Origin of the sequence: Flavitalea plasmicola, from assembly GCF_030546645.1 — a bacterium.
Taxonomy (GTDB): domain Bacteria; phylum Bacteroidota; class Bacteroidia; order Chitinophagales; family Chitinophagaceae; genus Puia.
Genome location: NZ_JAUOTO010000001.1, coordinates 967,361 through 984,726, shown reverse-complemented (window position 1 = coordinate 984,726; position 17,366 = coordinate 967,361). Strand labels below are relative to the sequence as shown.

Annotated in this window: 9 protein-coding genes; 8 read left to right on the top strand and 1 reads right to left on the bottom strand. The window is 52.2% G+C overall.

Features of this window, described 5'->3' with window-relative positions; genetic code table 11:
• The first annotated feature begins 196 nt into the window (after positions 1–196).
• From folD to Q4E93_RS03905, 8 genes are all read left to right on the top strand, one after another.
• Positions 197–1,087, top strand: coding sequence for a bifunctional methylenetetrahydrofolate dehydrogenase/methenyltetrahydrofolate cyclohydrolase FolD (gene folD / locus Q4E93_RS03940; protein WP_303582782.1), 891 nt, complete (start codon positions 197–199; stop codon positions 1,085–1,087).
• A gap of 6 nt (positions 1,088–1,093) precedes the next feature.
• Positions 1,094–1,732: a 7-carboxy-7-deazaguanine synthase QueE gene (locus Q4E93_RS03935; protein WP_303582781.1), complete on the top strand. Its 639-nt coding sequence runs from the start codon at positions 1,094–1,096 to the stop codon at positions 1,730–1,732.
• A 133-nt stretch (positions 1,733–1,865) separates the two neighbouring features.
• On the top strand, positions 1,866–3,782 hold the full coding sequence (locus tag Q4E93_RS03930; RefSeq protein ID WP_303582780.1) for an OmpA family protein: 1,917 nt from the start codon (positions 1,866–1,868) through the stop codon (positions 3,780–3,782).
• 103 nt (positions 3,783–3,885) lie between these two features.
• Entirely contained in the window at positions 3,886–5,010 is a 1,125-nt protein-coding gene (dprA, locus tag Q4E93_RS03925) for a DNA-processing protein DprA (protein WP_303582779.1), read from the top strand.
• Between the two features lie 101 nt (positions 5,011–5,111).
• The gene (gene guaB, locus Q4E93_RS03920) at positions 5,112–6,611 is read left to right on the top strand and encodes an IMP dehydrogenase (RefSeq protein WP_303582778.1); all 1,500 of its coding nucleotides are present in this window, start codon (positions 5,112–5,114) and stop codon (positions 6,609–6,611) included.
• A gap of 268 nt (positions 6,612–6,879) precedes the next feature.
• Positions 6,880–8,481, top strand: coding sequence for an apolipoprotein N-acyltransferase (gene lnt, locus Q4E93_RS03915; RefSeq protein ID WP_303582777.1), 1,602 nt, complete (start codon positions 6,880–6,882; stop codon positions 8,479–8,481).
• Positions 8,474–9,289, top strand: coding sequence for an alpha/beta fold hydrolase (locus Q4E93_RS03910; protein ID WP_303582776.1), 816 nt, complete (start codon positions 8,474–8,476; stop codon positions 9,287–9,289). The genes lnt and Q4E93_RS03910 overlap by 8 nt, the downstream gene beginning before the upstream one ends.
• Positions 9,282–10,037: an SDR family NAD(P)-dependent oxidoreductase gene (locus Q4E93_RS03905; protein ID WP_303582775.1), complete on the top strand. Its 756-nt coding sequence runs from the start codon at positions 9,282–9,284 to the stop codon at positions 10,035–10,037. Before Q4E93_RS03910 ends, Q4E93_RS03905 begins: the two co-directional genes overlap by 8 nt.
• 80 nt (positions 10,038–10,117) lie before the next feature.
• Here Q4E93_RS03905 and sov read toward each other — a convergent pair whose 3' ends face one another.
• Positions 10,118–17,311, bottom strand: coding sequence for a T9SS outer membrane translocon Sov/SprA (gene sov / locus Q4E93_RS03900; RefSeq protein WP_303582774.1), 7,194 nt, complete (start codon positions 17,309–17,311; stop codon positions 10,118–10,120).
• Between the last annotated feature and the right edge of the window lie 55 nt (positions 17,312–17,366).

Below are 17,366 nucleotides of genomic sequence, written 5' to 3'. Positions count from 1 at the left end.
ATGAATTGTAAAACATAAAATTTTCTAGCTCGTTGTTGCACAAATCGTAACATATATTTCTTACGAGAAAAATAAAATTTATGCCTTCGTTCCTGGTTGGCCTCACTGCAGTTACACTGCAGTGGCTGCCATGCCGCCCGAATACCTCAAAAAGTCCAATTGCGCGCATTTAAACCCCGAATAGTACCTTTGCGCCATGGAATTATTAGATGGACAACTCGTTTCAAAGACAATCAAGGAGGAGCTGAGGCTAAAAGTAGGGCAACTGATCGTAGAAGGTAAAAAAATACCGCACCTGGCAGCCGTGCTGGTCGGCAACAACGGCGCCAGCGAAACCTACGTAGGGGCCAAGGTTAAAGCCTGTGCCGAAACAGGCTTCAAATCCACCCTGGTCCGGCTGGAAGATGACATCAGCGAGAACAAGCTGCTCAACGTCATAGAAGACCTGAACAACGACCCGGACGTTGACGGTATACTCGTTCAGCTGCCCCTGCCCAAACATATTTCGGACGAAAAGGTGATCAATACCATCCACCCTTCCAAGGATGTGGACGGCTTCCACCCCATCAACGTAGGAAAAATGGTCCAGAACCTGCCCACGTTCATCTCGGCCACCCCCCATGGCGTCCTGCTTATGCTGGAACATTATAAGATCAATACGAAAGGCAAGCATGCTGTCGTAGTCGGCAGGAGCAATATCGTGGGAAGGCCCATGAGCATCCTGCTCAGCAGCAACACCCCCACGGGCAACTGTACCGTCACCATTTGTCATTCTCATACCCCCAATCTCCCCGAAATTTGCCGGCAGGCCGACATCATCGTAGCTGCCCTGGGCAAACCGGAATTCGTGAAGGCCGATATGGTAAAGGACGGTGCCGTCGTCATTGACGTGGGCATTACCCGCGTTCCGGACAACTCCAAAAAAAGCGGCTTCGCCCTGAAAGGAGATGTAAAATTCGACGAAGTGGCGCCCCGTTGCAGCTACATTACCCCGGTGCCGGGAGGCGTAGGCCCAATGACCATTGCAGCCCTGATGAAAAACACCTTCCTGGCCTGCGAAGCGAGGAATGGAGAAAATCTTATTTAATCCACGATGCAACCCGAAATATCAAATATCACCCCCCATCGGCAGGCGCAAAGTCTGCCCGTAATGGAGGCCTTTTACACGATACAGGGGGAAGGCTACCACCAGGGAAAGGCAGCCTATTTTGTCCGCCTCGGCGGATGCGATGTCGGCTGCGTATGGTGTGACGTAAAAGAAAGCTGGGACGCCTCGGCGCACCCCCAACAAACCATCGCCGGGATCGTGGCCGCAGCGGCAAGTCATCCCGGGCGCCTGGCAGTGATCACGGGCGGAGAACCCCTGATGCATGATTGCACCGCTCTCACCGACGAGTTCCACCATGCGGGGTTCTCTACCAACATCGAGACCTCCGGCGCATATCCCCTCAGCGGGGAGTGGGACTGGATCTGCCTCTCTCCTAAAAAGTTCAAAGCCCCCCTGCCGGAGATCCTGCCGCTGGCAAATGAATTGAAAGTGGTCATCTATAACAAGACGGACTTCGAATGGGCTGAACAATGGGCGGCCCGGGTATCCCCCACATGTAAGCTATTCCTCCAGCCCGAATGGAGCAAATCTTCCATTGTCACCCCCCTGATCATCGAATATGTCAAGAGCCATCCCCAATGGGAATTTTCCCTGCAATTGCATAAATATATACATGTCCCTTAATAGCGCCAAGCTGCAAGCTGTGAGCTACAAGCCAAGATTTAAAGTTTCCTGGCTTGCAGCTTGGCGCTTGAGGCTTGCAGCTCAATAAATCTTTATAACTTACGTTTAGCATTTTGATTTGTAACTTTCCAATATGATCAACCGCCGCTTACTTCTCCTCATATTACTTATTTCTGCTGCCCCTGCGGTATGGGCACAATACAGACCTGAAAAAGTAAGCAAAAAGGCCAGTCAGCTGTATTCAAAAGCATTGGAGCAGGCCCGGGCGGATGATTTCAAGGGAGGTATCGAGACCTTGCAGCTGGCCGTCAAAGCCGACAATGGTTTTGCAGACGCTTACCTCTCCATGGCCGGTATGTATGGCGAGCTGAAGAATTACCAGGGAGCCATCGACAATTACGAAAAAGCCAGGGCCATCGACAGTAATTATTTCCTGGACTATAACCTCCCCTATTCCATCAACCTGGCAGGCAAAGGGGAATTCGAAAAAGCCCTGGAAGCCGTGAGCCGGTTCCTCACTGTCACCAATCTGAATGAGCAGAGCCGTAAAGCAGGGGAATTCCGGCAAAAATGTTACCGGTTTGCCCTCGACTATGCACATACACACGATAATGCCGGATACAAGTTCGAACCTCTGAACTTAGGCGATAGCATCAATTCAGCCGTCTCCGAATATTACCCCACGCTAACCATCGATGCCAGTAAATTCATCTACACCCGCCGGGTAAACAATTTCAATGAGGACTTTTATGAGTCCGACAGGGAAAATGGCATATTTCACAAGTCAAAAAGCCTGGAAGGCAATATCAATACCAATCAGAACGAAGGCGCACAGAATATATCCCAGGATGGCCAGTGGCTGATCTTCACAGGGTGCAATTTTCCCGAAGGCCGGGGAAGCTGCGATCTTTACATTTCCTACCTGACAGACAGGGGATGGAGCGCGCCGGAAAATCTTGGCGATAGCATCAACACCGAGTTCTGGGAATCAGCTCCCTCCCTCTCCCCCGATAAACGGGACCTCTATTTTGCAAGCAGGCGCGCCGACGGCTTCGGAGGCAGCGATATATATGTCAGCCACCGTCTGCGCAACGGACAGTGGAGCTCCCCCGAAAACTTAGGACCCGTCATTAATACGGTGGGGGACGAAGGAACCCCGTTCATACACGCGGACAACCAAAGCCTGTATTTTACATCCAGCGGACATCCCGGTTATGGAGGAGATGATCTCTTTGTATCCAGGAAAGGCCCTGGCGGCGTGTGGCAAAAACCGGAAAATCTCGGATATCCCATCAATACCATCGAAAACGAAGGCAGCCTGGTAATAGCCGCAGATGGTAAAACAGCTTATTATGCCAGCGACCGGGCCGATAGCCGCGGAGGCCTTGACTTGTATACTTTCGAGCTGCGCAATGATATCCGGCCGGCCCAGACGCTTTGGGTAAAAGGAAAAGTTTTTGATAAGACCACACTGAAAGGACTGCCTTCGGGAGTCGAGCTAACGGACCTCTCCACGAGGACCGTTGTCAGCCAGCTGCAGACGGACGAGACGGGCAACTACCTGATCACGCTGCCGAAAGGCAAGGACTATGCATTCAACGTCAACAGGAAAGGATATCTTTTCTTCTCCGAGAACTTCCCCCTCAGTCAGCATAAAGAAGACACTGCTTACAATATCGATATCCCCCTACAACCCATCGAAGCCAACGCAGCAATCGTTCTGAAGAATATATTCTTCGATCCCAGTAAATATGAGCTGAAGCCTGAGTCACAGGTGGAGTTGGATAAGCTCGTCCAGCTCCTGAAAGACAACCCTACCCTGAAGATCCAGATCAATGGACACACCGATAATTCCGGAAAAACATCCGAAAATATAACCCTCTCCGAGAACAGGGCAAAGGCCGTTACCACCTATCTCACGTCCAAAGGCATCAATGCCGCCAGACTTTCATTCAAAGGCTGGGGTGAGACACAGCCGGTAGCGAACAACGCCACCCCCGAAGGCCGTGCCCAAAACCGTCGCACCGAGCTGAAGGTCATCAGCAGGTAGCCGAGGCAATCCGCCATCCCCGGATTGCTATTTTTTTTAGCACACCCCCCTTTATCACTACCTTTGCAAGACCTATACACCCTCATCCATCAATAGCCTGTCCATGAAAGAAGATGCCTTATACCAATTGGCGTTGGGTAGTATCCCGGGGATCGGTCCCGTATATGCGCGGAGATTGCTGCACCGTTTTGGCGAAGCCCGCTCAGTTTTCCATGCTCCAGAGGCGGCATTGGCGGATGTTCTCGGTAAGAAATCGAAAAGGGCCTACGACATCGCTCATTTTAAAGCCTTCTCCGCCGTTGAAAAAGAGCAGGCTTTTTTAGATAGATATTCGATCCGTTCTTTTTTCCTTACAGACCAGCACTATCCGCAACGCCTGCTGCGTTGCCCGGATGCGCCCATCCTTTTATTCTTCAAAGGCCATACGGATCTCAATGCATCCAGGATCATTTCCATCATCGGCACCCGCAGCCCTTCAGACTATGGTAAACAGGCAACAGAAAAGCTCGTCAAAGACATGACATCACTACCCGGCACACTGATCATCAGCGGGCTGGCCTATGGCATTGACGCCATATCGCACCAGGCGGCGCTTAAATATCATCTCCCCACCGTAGGGGTCCTTGGGCACGGACTGGACCAGATCTACCCAAGGGAACACGCCAGTCTGGCCAGGGAAATGCTGAAGACGGGAGGTCTGCTCACCAAGTTCGGCACGGCCACCCGCCCCGATGCTTACAACTTCCCCATCCGCAATCGAATCGTCGCCGGCATCAGCGATGCTGTCATCGTGACAGAGACCCGTCCCCGCGGCGGCAGCATGCTCACGGTTGAAAATGCGCTCGCGTACCATCGCAAGGTCTTCGCCATCCCCGGCAGGATCACTGATGAAAGAAGCTCCGGCTGCAACGTCCTGATCCGCGAAGGAAAGGCACGCCTGCTCACCGGCGCAGCGCAGCTAATGGAGGAGATGAATTGGCAAAAGCCGTCCCCGACACCAGGTGTCGGGCAAGCATCCTTGTTCCCCACCGCCAAAGAAGGTTCGGGGCTCTCGGACGAAGAATGGTCGTTACTGCAGCTGTTCCGTGAAAAAAAAGCCCTTTCCATCAGTGATATTCACGCCCAGGGCAGGCAGTCCGCCGGCCTGCTGGCCATCACCCTGCTGAACCTGGAATTGCTGGGGCATATCAGCTCCCTTCCCGGAAAAATGTACAGGCTTTGCGAATAAAGCCTGCCCTAACTTGATCATTGCTAGGCCTTTGCCGCTGCTTTCCCCCACCCTGTTCATAAAAATTTGGGCCGTATTTATCCGCTGCCCTACCTTTGCACATGGCAAGAATAAATCCCCCCACCAGCAAGTCAAAATCACCCTCAAAATTTTTCGGCGAAGGATTAACATTCGATGATGTGCTGCTATTACCGGCTTTTTCGCAGGTCTTACCCCGTGAAGTAGACATCCGTAGCAAGCTCACCAAGGACATCACCCTGAATACACCCATGTTGTCGGCAGCAATGGACACCGTGACGGAAGCGACCCTCGCCATAGCCCTTGCAAGAGAAGGTGGCATCGGGATCCTGCACAAGAATATGTCCATCGAAAAACAGGTGGAGCAGGTGCGAAAGGTCAAGCGCAGCGAAAGCGGCCTGATCCTCGACCCCATCACGCTCCACGAAGATGCTACCATCGCAGACGCCTTGCGGCTGATGAAGGAAAATAAGATCGGCGGTATCCCCATCGTCGACAATAATAGAGTGCTGGTCGGCATTCTTACCAATCGCGACCTCCGTTTTGAAGACAATAAGCGCCGCAAGATCAGCGAGGTAATGACAAAAGAAGGCCTGATAACAGCCCCTGAAGGCACCGACCTGAAAAAAGCCGAAAAGATCCTCCAGAAATATAAGATCGAAAAATTGCCTGTTGTCAGTAAACAGGGAAAGCTCATAGGCCTGATCACCTATCGTGATATCTTGCAGTTGTCCAGCGCCCCCAATGGCGTAAAAGATGCTTACGGCCGCCTGCTCGTAGGCGCGGCACTGGGCATCACCAAAGACCTTCTGGAAAGGGCCGGCGCTTTACAACAGATCGGGGTCGACGTGGTGACCCTCGACAGCGCCCACGGGCACCATATTGGCGTCATCAATGCCCTCAGGACACTGAAAAAATCCTTTAAGAACCTGCAGGTTATAGCCGGCAACATTGGTACGGCAGCAGGGGCAAAAGCATTGGCAGATGCGGGGGCCGATGCCGTAAAAGTAGGGATAGGACCAGGCTCCATTTGCACCACCCGCATCGTCGCCGGAGCCGGCGTTCCCCAGATCACAGCCATCATGGAGGCCGCTTCCCAGCTCAAAGGCAGGAATATCCCCCTCATCGCAGATGGGGGTATCCGTTATACAGGCGACATGGTAAAAGCCCTGGCAGCCGGAGCAAACGTGGTGATGATGGGCAGCGTCTTCGCAGGTGTCGAAGAAAGCCCCGGAGAAACCATCATCTATGAAGGCAGGAAATTCAAGCAATACAGGGGCATGGGCTCCATCGGGGCAATGACCCAGGGCAGCAGCGACCGGTATTTCCAGGACGTGGAAGATGATATCAAAAAACTGGTGCCGGAAGGCATCGAAGGCCGGGTGGCTTTCAAAGGTGGTCTGACGGAAGTAGTCCAGCAATATGTAGGCGGCCTCCGGGCAGGGATGGGCTATTGCGGCGCCAAGGACATAAAAGCCCTCCAACAACAGTCCCAGTTCATCAAGATCACCACTGCAGGCATGAAAGAAAGCCATGCCCATGATATTTATATAACAAAAGAAGCGCCTAATTACAGCCGCTAGTATACCTTACTCAGACGAAAGGTCCCGCACATTCCGGCGGGGCCTTTTTTTATGCAATCTGCGCCTTTTCCGCATCGTTATAGAAAAGCACCAACCAGCATATATGAAAAAGCTCCCTAATGACAATCCCCTGCAATTGGACACCAGCCATCTCTTCGTCCGCACCCAATATAATTGATCTCAGCGCTCCCGTGATTTCATATAGAATTTAAGCTATCCGCCCCCAACGGACGGCTATTAAGCTTATTTTTACTCAAAGATTTATGGCTTGAAAAAATTTCATCCTTTTTTACTGTCTTTGCTTTCCGGAGTATTGCTCTTTGCCGCCTGGCCGCCTTCACCCCTCACCTTCCTGATCTTCATTGCCTTCGTTCCCTTATTATGGTTGGAGCAGCAAGGCCTCCGCCGGAGAAAATTCTTCGGATGGGTCTATCTTACCATGTTCATCTGGAATACCGCCACCACCTGGTGGATCTGGAATGCTTCCGTCCCGGGCGCCATAGGCGCCGTCCTTGCCAACAGCCTCCTTATGTGCCTGCCCTGGATAGGTTTCCATTTCCTAAAAGCGCGGTTAGGCCCCAAAGTGGGATATCCTGCCCTGGTTGCGCTTTGGCTGACCTTTGAATACATTCATTTGCAGGATTGGGGGCTCAGCTGGCCCTGGCTTACCCTGGGAAATGTCTTTGCAGGCCATCCCGGATGGGTGCAGTGGTATAGCTTTACAGGCACCAGTGGTGGAGGTCTTTGGATATTGGTGGTAAACATCCTTGTCTTCCGTCTCCTGGCCCAAGCCCCTCTAAAGCCCCTGCCCAAAGCTCCCATCCTCCGGCTGATCGCAGCTATTCTGGCACCCCTTCTCCTGTCGTCGCTATTTTTCATTACCCCCATTGATTCTCAGATCACGACTACCTTAGGCAAGGCATCTCCCAATGTCGTCATCGTCCAGCCCAATATCGATCCGTACGAGAAGATCTACACCGGCAGCTTTGAAGCGCAGATCCATAAATTGATCCGGCTCAGCGACTCAGCCATCGACGATCGCACCGAACTGGTAGTATGGCCCGAGACAGCCCTGTTCATGGAGAACGGCATCAGCGAGGCAAACATGAAAGCCAATTATTTCCTCCATCCGCTTTGGGATTTCCTCCGGCGTCATCCCCGGATCAACCTGCTCACTGGCGTGGAAAGCTATCGAACCTACAATGGCCGCCAGAACAATACTGCCCGTCGCATCCCCAACACCGATCTCTATGTCGACAGCTACAACGCGGCGGTGATCCTGGACAGTTCCGGTCCCCTTCAATTTTATCACAAATCCAAGCTGGTCCCAGGCGTCGAAACCCTTCCGGCCTTTCTCCACTTTCTGGATGCCTGGTTTGAAAAGTTCGGCGGCACCACTGCCGGCTATACAGGACAGGCCGACCGTACTCCTTTGTCTTCCTCCAATCATAGTTACATCATCGCTCCCGCCGTATGCTACGAGAGCATTTACGGAGAATTCATGTCCAACTATGTCCGCAATGGTGCAAACCTGATTGCCGTCATCACCAATGATGGCTGGTGGGGCAATACCCCCGGCTATCACCAGCATGAAGCCTATGCCCGGCTCAGGGCCATTGAAACCCGTCGCTGGATAGTAAGAAGCGCCAACACCGGCGTCTCCTGTATCATTGACCCTTCCGGCACCATCATTGAAGATCGTCCCTGGGATCAGGCAGCAGTTATCAAAAGATCCGTCAAACCTGAACAAGCGCTTACTTTCTATGTTAATTATGGCGACATGATCTCCCGGCTGGCGATCCTCGCTACCCTCCTGCTCACCATCTGGTTGCCAGTGCAGATCATCAAAAAAAAGAAAGGACGTGGATAAGACGATCTTATATCAGACCATCAACTTAAGCTATAAAACCTTTACGCCAGAAGGCCAGGCCACTTCACCGGTGATCCTTATCCATGGATTTGCAGAGGATGGCTCCATCTGGGATAACCAGGTAGCCTACTTAAAAAATACCCACCGGCTCATTGTCCCTGATCTGCCCGGCAGTGGCCTATCTTCCCCTCTTCCCGGTGACACCAGCATGGAATCATTGGCCCGCGCAGTAAGGGCCGTGCTCGAAGCAGAGCAGATCGAAGATGCCATCATGATAGGTCACAGCATGGGAGGCTATGTCACGCTCGCCTTTGCCGAGCTGTACCCCGGCATGCTCAAAGCTTTCGGCCTCTTTCATTCCACGGCTTATCCCGACAGTGAAGAAAAAAAAGCAGCCCGCCGAAAGGGTATGGACTTCATCCGTAAAAATGGCGCCGCCGCCTTTATCAGGCAGTCCACTCCCCATCTTTTTTCCGGGACCACACGTAACAAGCATCCCGAATGGGTCACTTCCCTGATCGATCGGTATGCCGGCTTCAACCCCGATGCCCTTATCCGCTACTATGAAGCGATGATCCACCGGCCTGACCGGACGCATGTGCTGCAGCAATTCCCGGGAGCTGTTTTATTCATCATGGGAGAAGAGGATAGTGCAGTACCGCTGATCACCAGCCTGCAGCAAAGCCACATGCCTTCTATGTCGTATATTCAAATACTGGAGAACACAGGTCATATGGGAATGATGGAAGACGCCGCAAAGGCAAATCTTTTCCTGGAAGAATTTTTGAATGATCAATATTATGCATAAAATCGTTTTAATCACGGGCGCCACTTCAGGCTTCGGAGAGGCCACCGCCCGCCAATTCGCCGCAGCCGGCCATCGGCTCATCATCACGGGCAGAAGAAAAGAAAGACTGGAAGCGCTGAAACAGGATCTGAAGACAGATGTCCTCCCCCTTGTATTCGACGTCCAGGATAAAGATGCCGTATTTGCAGCCATCGCCAGTCTTCCCGCAGAATGGAAGGACATCGATATCCTCGTCAATAATGCCGGACTGGCCCTCGGCAGGGATCATTTCAACGAAGCCAACCTGGACGATTGGGAGACCATGCTGGATACGAATGTAAAAGGGCTCCTTTATGTATCCAAAGCCGTTGTTCCCTTGATGATCGCCCGGCAAAACGGCCACATCATCAATCTCGGTTCCATCGCCGGCAAAGAAGTCTATGAAAAAGGGAATGTCTATTGCGCCAGTAAATATGCAGTAGACGCCATTTCCAAATCCATACGGATCGATCTGCTTCAGCACAGGATAAAAGTTACGGTCATACACCCCGGCGCAGCTGATACGGAATTTTCAAAGGTCCGATTCAAAGGGGATATGGATCAGGCCCAGAAGATCTATGAAGGATATACCCCGTTGCGTGCGGAAGACGTGGCGGATACTATTTTTTATTGTGCCAATCTCCCTGCCCACGTTTGTATCAATGAGGTCAACATGACCTGCCTCGCGCAGGCAAATAGCTTTTATTACAATCGGAGTGGGAATGCGTGAGGGAAAGCTCATGGTTTGATTAAGTGTTGATAGGTTATTCTTCTCCGCTTTTTCGCCTACTCAAACCTAAAACCTACATCTTAAGGGGCGAGTGAAATCCGCAACTGCAATCCTCCCTTGATCGTCGTAATAGGCGGTGTGGTCGATATCTTCGGTGTCGTCCTCCGCTCGTCGAAATAAAGCTTCAGATTGATCCTGTTATTCAACACATAATCAATCGACGGAGATATCGTCACCACCCGTTGTCCTCCCGTAGGCAAGGAAGCATTCTGGTCCAGGTAGCTGCTGGAGGTCGCATTATCCCGGATGCTGAAATCCAGGCGCAGCGTCAGGTCATTCTGAAGCTTATTGGAAGCCGCTTTCGCCCCCGGCATCTTCATCTTAAAAGGCAATGGCACACCCCGCCTGCGAATACCCGCCCCGATGGTAATCTCCGTCGAATGCGTTTCGCTCAGCTGAAAATCTATCAGGCTCAAACTGAGCTGGCGGGATTTGCTGTAGCCAACCTTTGCCTGCAGCTGGTTGACAAATTGCATATCCACATCCAGGAGCGGTGCGAATTGCTCGGAGATGGTAATATTGGGCACCTGGTAGTACGGCACGAAATTACCGCTGATGGAGTCGATGAATCCGGGCTGACCGTAGCCCAATGGGTCCTGGTAATTCAGCTGCGAGTTGAAGCTGTTCATGCTGAGCGTGCTGGTATACGTATTGGTGATATTAAAGCTGGTAAATATTTTATTAAGCCCGGGGATCCTGCTAAGTCCCGTATAGCTGATACTCCAGTTCGGCTTGGGAAGATAGCCGGAGAAAGGATTGGAAGTGACATTGCTTCCCCCGCTCTCATTCAGCAGGGCGATGGTCGAAGGGCTTTTACCGGTGTAAGCCGCAATAAACGCGGGGATCAGCACATCCTGTGCATATTTCCCGTATCCCAGCGCATATCCGTCGGAGCCAACAAGGCCGCCCGTGTATTTATTGATGCTCCCCAGCCGCTGGGAAATAACGCTCCGGTAGTTCTCGAATTTCTGGAAAGTCGAAGAAAGCTCATTCGGTTTGTATTTTTCGAACAATGTGTTGAAAGAGATAAAGCTGATACTGAAGGTGCCCGCCATATAGGGATTAAGCCTGGAGTAACCGGACCCGAATGACGTATCCTTGTAAAGTTCGGAATAGTTCTTTCCAAACGTCTTGTCGAAAGTAATGGAAACATGCAGGTCACGCACCGGTTCCAGGGTAGCCGTCGCCGTTATTCTCTGGGAATAGGTGATGATATTCTGATTATTAAAGGTAGTATCCTGGGTTAACAGCCGTTTTCGTCCCAGCTTGTTGATGAAATTGGTATCCGGGCGCGCCCCAAACACATACCCCCATCCCGGTTGATTGTCCCGCAAATTCATCCCCAGCACTTTTGTGCTGTCCAGGAATCCATAAATGGCCGAAGAAGAATTGTCTGAATAATTAAACGTGATATGCTTCAAAGAGGTCAGCACCTTCGCTAATCCCCTGGCGACGCCTTTCAATTCCGGCACCGGCCGCTGGAATGTAGGTTGTTTATTGCGTCCCGTATCCTTGCCGGCGGCAGGAGGTTTTGGTTGCGCCGCCCCGGCCTGGTCCAACCGGCCCAACAGCTTCCATTTACTGTACAGACGCGTAAAATCCAGGTCAGCCAGCAGGGTCCTTTGTTGTGTGTTCTGTATGCTGTTGCCCAGGTAGGTGGCCAACTGTGAAGCGCCCGTCCACGTATAAGTGGAGGAATAGCCCGCACGGACGGTGGTCCAGTCCAGCGCGGGGATCTTGGACAAAGGCAGCGTATAGGTCGCATTCGCGCTTTGCATATACAATATAGTCCTGCCACCCTTCCAGAAATTGCTCCACATGCGCTTACGGGCCGCCTTATCCAGCCTGCCGCTGTCCTCGTCTACCCATGCCCTGTTGGTAGCCGTGAAGTCCACCGACAGTGACCGCGTCAGGTCCCACCGCAATGTATACAACCTGTCAAAGGTGAAGAACTTGTTGTAGGTCTCCGGGAGAATATCCTTCGGTCCGCCGATATTACGGCTGCGATAAGCACCGAACTGCCGGACAACATTGGCCTGAAAGCCGAGGACGGAAGGCACCGGGTTCAGGTTGAAATCGCGGATCAGGGCCAGCCAGGGCGTTCGCGCCTTTATCTTCCTGAAGGGCTGCCAGTATTTGGCGGTATGCGTATAATTGTATGCAAGCGTAGCCTTGTTCGTGATCAGCTCGTCTTCTACGGCCAGGGGACTATGGTGTTCGCTCCGGTTGTAGGAATAGCTGACATTGAAGTTCTCCACACTCCAGATCTTCTGTGGCTTGCCAGACGTGTTGTTCTTATGGACATTGGTGAGATTCACCGTCGTGACAGTGGTTTGATCCACCGCCTGCTCCTTCACGGAGTCCTTTTGCGCCGCCGGGGTTCCATTGACCTTATCCTTCAGCTTGATGTCCAGGTCGAATGGATCGTATTGAGGTGTGCTCGTCGTCTTCGTGATGCCTGCATACAAAGGAACGGACATAGCCGCTTTCTTGGGCAGTAGCTTACCCAGCTCCAGGTTGGTGGCCGCATCGAACTGTGAATTGTTATCCAGCGACCGCTCGTTGGTGCTTTGATCGATAGCGCCGAACCCCGCCGTTCGGATGCTTCCCGAAACGTTCATCGTACCCAGGTCCGCCAGTTTTATATCCACCTTGCCTACTGCCGCCCATCCGCCCTTCTGGCTGATGTCGGTAAGCCGCAGCTCATTGAACCAGACTTCCGTACAAACAGGGCTGACATTGTTGACATTCTGTACACCCAAAAATATTGCCTGCACCGCGCCCAGGTTGGGATTACCCAGGATAGCGTAGGATTTTCCGTTTGCATCCGTCTCTTTGTAATAAAGATTACTGGTCCCATGACTGTTGCGGTTGATCTTAAGTTGTATCAGGCGCTGCAGCGAAAGGTTGAGATCATTTACCTCGGGCCATACATCCGTATCCAGCGTGGCCCCTGCCAGCGTCTTCTTCAAAGGGATCTTTATCTCATAGTAGTTGCTGACAAAGTCACTGCCGATGCGAACGACAGCCGAAAGATCATAATCACTCAGCACGTAGCCAGTGCCGGCGGCTTCGGCATGGACAAACATGTCCATCGTGCCATATCTCCGCAGGTCCAGCGCCGTCGTCTTGTAGACACCTCTTACGTCGTATTGCTTCAGATCGCAGATCTGTAAGCTCATCGCCTGCTCGTTCAGCAGTAAGTTGACATTATTGTTGCTCAGTTCCTGCTGACGTCTTACGCCGGGAGGAGAGACATATGCGATAGGCGTCCGGGAGCTGTTCTGCTCGATGTTCACGGCCGTCACATTGAAGACGGTATTACTGGTGGGAAGCAGCGTATAATTTCCCGTGGTATCGATGACATAATTGAAGCTTCTCCACGAATTCCTCACCAGCTCCAGCTTGGCAAACCGGCATACGACCGCCGTGTCCTCGAAACCCGTCAGGTACATTCTGATGAACTGGATCGACTTGAAGTCAGGGATATTCCCCACTTTCTGATAGTATTCGGAAATGGGTATGCGAAACTGGTACCAGGTCTGCGGCGCACCACCTGCAGGAGTGAATGTACGCACATCCGTTATAAAGTTCTTCCCGACATTGTTGTGCAGGCTGTCCGGACTCACCTGGACCCGGTATTCATAATACTCCTCGAGCTCATTCATGGTATTATCCTTGTTGAGGTCCTCCTGGTCAGGATACATGGTATAAGCCGTCAGGGTCGTCTGGCCGGAAGTGGCGATGGGTGAGTTACCCTGCGGATTGTTGACATTCTTATACCGGCCGAGGATACCCGTCTGCGCTTTATCATACGCCGCATCCCGGTAGTTGGTAAAGTTGTCATTCGAAGGGTCCGCGATGGCGCTTAGGTAGGCGGCCGAGCCGGCGCCATACGTGGCAGCCAGCGTATTCAGGTAATTCTGGAACTTCGTTTTTTCATCATCGTCGCTCATACCATCCAGTCCCACATCCTGGAAAGGGCGGTCTGCCGCGTCATTGCTGAAGGCCGTCGTCACCTGGATAGGATTGGCAGGCACGCGTCCCCAGACGGAGCTGTTGTCGATGGCCGCATTGATATTAGGCGTATTCAGACCATTCTCGAATTCCTTTTTGCCGTCCCTAAGAATATCTTCAGATACACTCCCCAGATCGAAATACAGCTGTCCGCCTTTGCTGTTGGTATTATCCTTCAGGAAGGGATCCTGCATCCAGAACTGGAGCACCTCTATATTATTCGTTTCGAAATCCGTTTGATCGATGGCCCGCATGATGCCACCCCAACGCTTTTGCGGGTTCAGCAGCTTGCCGCTGGGAAGCACACTGCCCGGCCGGGCATCATAGTTATAAGGCCCCCGTTCCGTAGGGTAATAAGCAAGGTCAAAAGTGATCAGCTGCGCCTGCCCCGACTGCACGGTTTGTTCCGGGAACAGCTGCTGCACGTTGATGGGGGCGATCCGGGGATCAAGCACTGCGTTCTCATATTTGACAGGGTTATTGGCATTGCTCTTATCCTGTAAAGTAGGCTCGATATTATACCAGGCCAGCTTAGCGCGATTGTATCCATAATCGAGTGAGTCCTTCAGGTTGGATTCCGGGAACAAGGGAGGGTACTGACCGTTCAGCCCGCGGGGAGTAGAAGCCAGCGACCAGCTCGTCAGCGGATATCGCAGGTCGATGGCGCTGGTGGATCCTTCAAAATCATCCACATAGACGGCGCCGCTGGACCCCTTACCGATCTGCGGAGGATGCCCTGGCTTCAAAATGGCCATTTCTCCATATGCATTGACCGTACTCATTTCCTTCGTCGAGTAGAAAGGCAGCTTGTCCAATGCCCGTGTCAGCTGCGGCAGCTGCCCCCTGTAGTTGACATCGGCGCCATACATCGTGTTCCGGATGGGGTCCTCCCCGTAATTCGTCTTACTGAAGAAAGGCCGCTCGCTCAATCTTTCAATGGTGGCGCCAAAATTCAGCGCCTCTGTAGCCGTATTTTTCGCCAGGTAGTCGAAGCGGACCCCCATAAAGCTCCGTTGCTGCAGCCCGAAGCTGGCATTATTTTCAAAGGAGACATTTACAGGCACACCCGAATTAAGAATGGCCTGGTTGATCACCTGCACGGTACCCAGGTTATAATCAACCACGTAGTCCACATTCTCCTTCAGGGTAAGCCCGCCTGCCGTCACGACCACAGACCCAGGAGGTACATTGTACGCTCCCAGCTGAAGATTGGAGCTGGCTTGCCCCTTGGCCACGCCCTGGAGCACGTACCGGTCCACATTGGCGAAGGTTTGCGCCACCGCCTTAATAGTATCGTACAGCTGATGGAATATATATTTGTCCTTCAGGGCCTGGGGCGCTCCGTTAAAAGCCAGGGCTTCCAGGTCATTTCCAAAGGGCTCCAGCAAAGGAAAAATGATCCTTCCCTGGGTGGAAAGCACGGTATACCCCTCCAGGTAATCGAAGATCCCATCGGGCTGAGGATCATTACGTGTATTAAGGCGGTCCAGGTTGAGAATGGTCAGCAGCGGGATATTCGCCTTCGGCCCCTCGGGTATATAGCGCTTGGTACCCTTGCTGGGTTCGTCGTATAATATATTAAATTGGAACCCCGCTTGTTGGATATTCGACAAATAGTTGCCGCTGGCAGTCTTCAGGGAATACACGTTCTTCATCATCAGCTTCCACAAGGGAAGATTGGTCCGTTGCGAAGTAGCCTTCAGCAATTTCAGGTACAGGACCTTTTGGGACCCCGAGCCTGTCCCTGCGGCTGTATCCGGAGGAACATCCGAAGAAAATTCCCCCACCTGGTAAATGCGCCCATTGTAACTATATTGATAAGCCACAGCCAGGACATCGTTCGCCTGGAGCGTCTGGTTGACCGAGATAAAGCCCACTTGCGGGTTGAAATAGTAATCGCTGGCGCTGAGCTTCCGGGCATAGACCATTTCAAAATCCTGCACCTGACTGAGTCCCAAAGAGTTAAGCTTATTGGCTGCCTGGGAAGGAATACGGCTGGAAGGGTCGCTGACGAGACTGCCATACTCCGAGTTGGCTCCGTTGAAGGGATATGGAAGTCCTGTCAATGGATGTATGTTGGTGTTATAGGGGGCACTTTCACCTAAATCCATGAGACCCACGATATTCCGGGAACCTGTATCGATCCCGTTTCGGTTGGTTACCCATACCTCCATCCGGAGGATGTTCACCTGGGAAGTAACAATAGGCAACTTGGACATAGCCGTATTGAAATTGGTCCGGAAATATTGAGCCAGCAGAAAGTGCCGGTTTTCCTCATAATCGTCCGCCTTGAACTGGTAGGAGGTCACCGCAGCCCCACCCTGCGAAGAGACTGTCTGCTTCTGGGAACGCTGGTTGGCCAGGACGGCAGTGACCGATAATTTACCGAATTGCAGCTTGGTCTTGATACCGAACAGGGATTGAGCGCCGCTCATCAGCGTGCTGGGTGTGGTAAAAGAGACATTTCCCGCCTCGATCTTCTTGATGATCTCGTCGGGTCCACCCGTATAATCCAGTTTTAATTGATTCTCAAAGTCAAAATTCGCCAGCGTGTTGTAGCTGATAGGCAGCTTCAGCTTATCCCCTATGTTGCCAATGACATTCAGGTTGGCATTCATATTGAAATCAAAACCTCCCGTCTTCCGGGCGCGCTCGGGAAGGGTTGGGTTCTGGATATTCTGGCCCTGGTACCCCGCCATGATATCCACATTGCCCTGGGGACGGATATCGATCTTCCCATTTCCGAAGATCCGGTTGAAGAGATTATCCCCCACGGACAGCTTGGGCCGCAGGAGCTTTTTGTTCAGCGCCGACAGGGCATCGGCCCTTTTGCGGAAATAATCGTTCTCCGACTGTCGGGACCGCAGAAGCATCAATTCATCGAAAGTCAGGTAAGTCGGCTTCCTATAATATTGGTTTCCAATCTTTTCAACTATATAGTAGTGTTTCGTAACGGGGTCGTACTCGATGGAATCCCTGATATTGGCCGGATCTTTAAGGTCAAAAGGATTCCGGCTCCGGTTGGAAAAAGGATCGCCCCTGCGGTCATGCAGGGGATAATGCAGGCTGTCGGTAGCGGGATGGATGGAAGTATCAACGGGACGCCGGGTGGAATCTGTTTTTTGCTGTGCGCTGTCCGGACGCTGTTGGGCGGACACGGTAACACACAACCCTATCAGGGCGGCGGTTACTATCACCGTTAACTTCTGTTGAAAGAAATATCGCGTCAAAATTCCCCCAAGAATTAGTTAA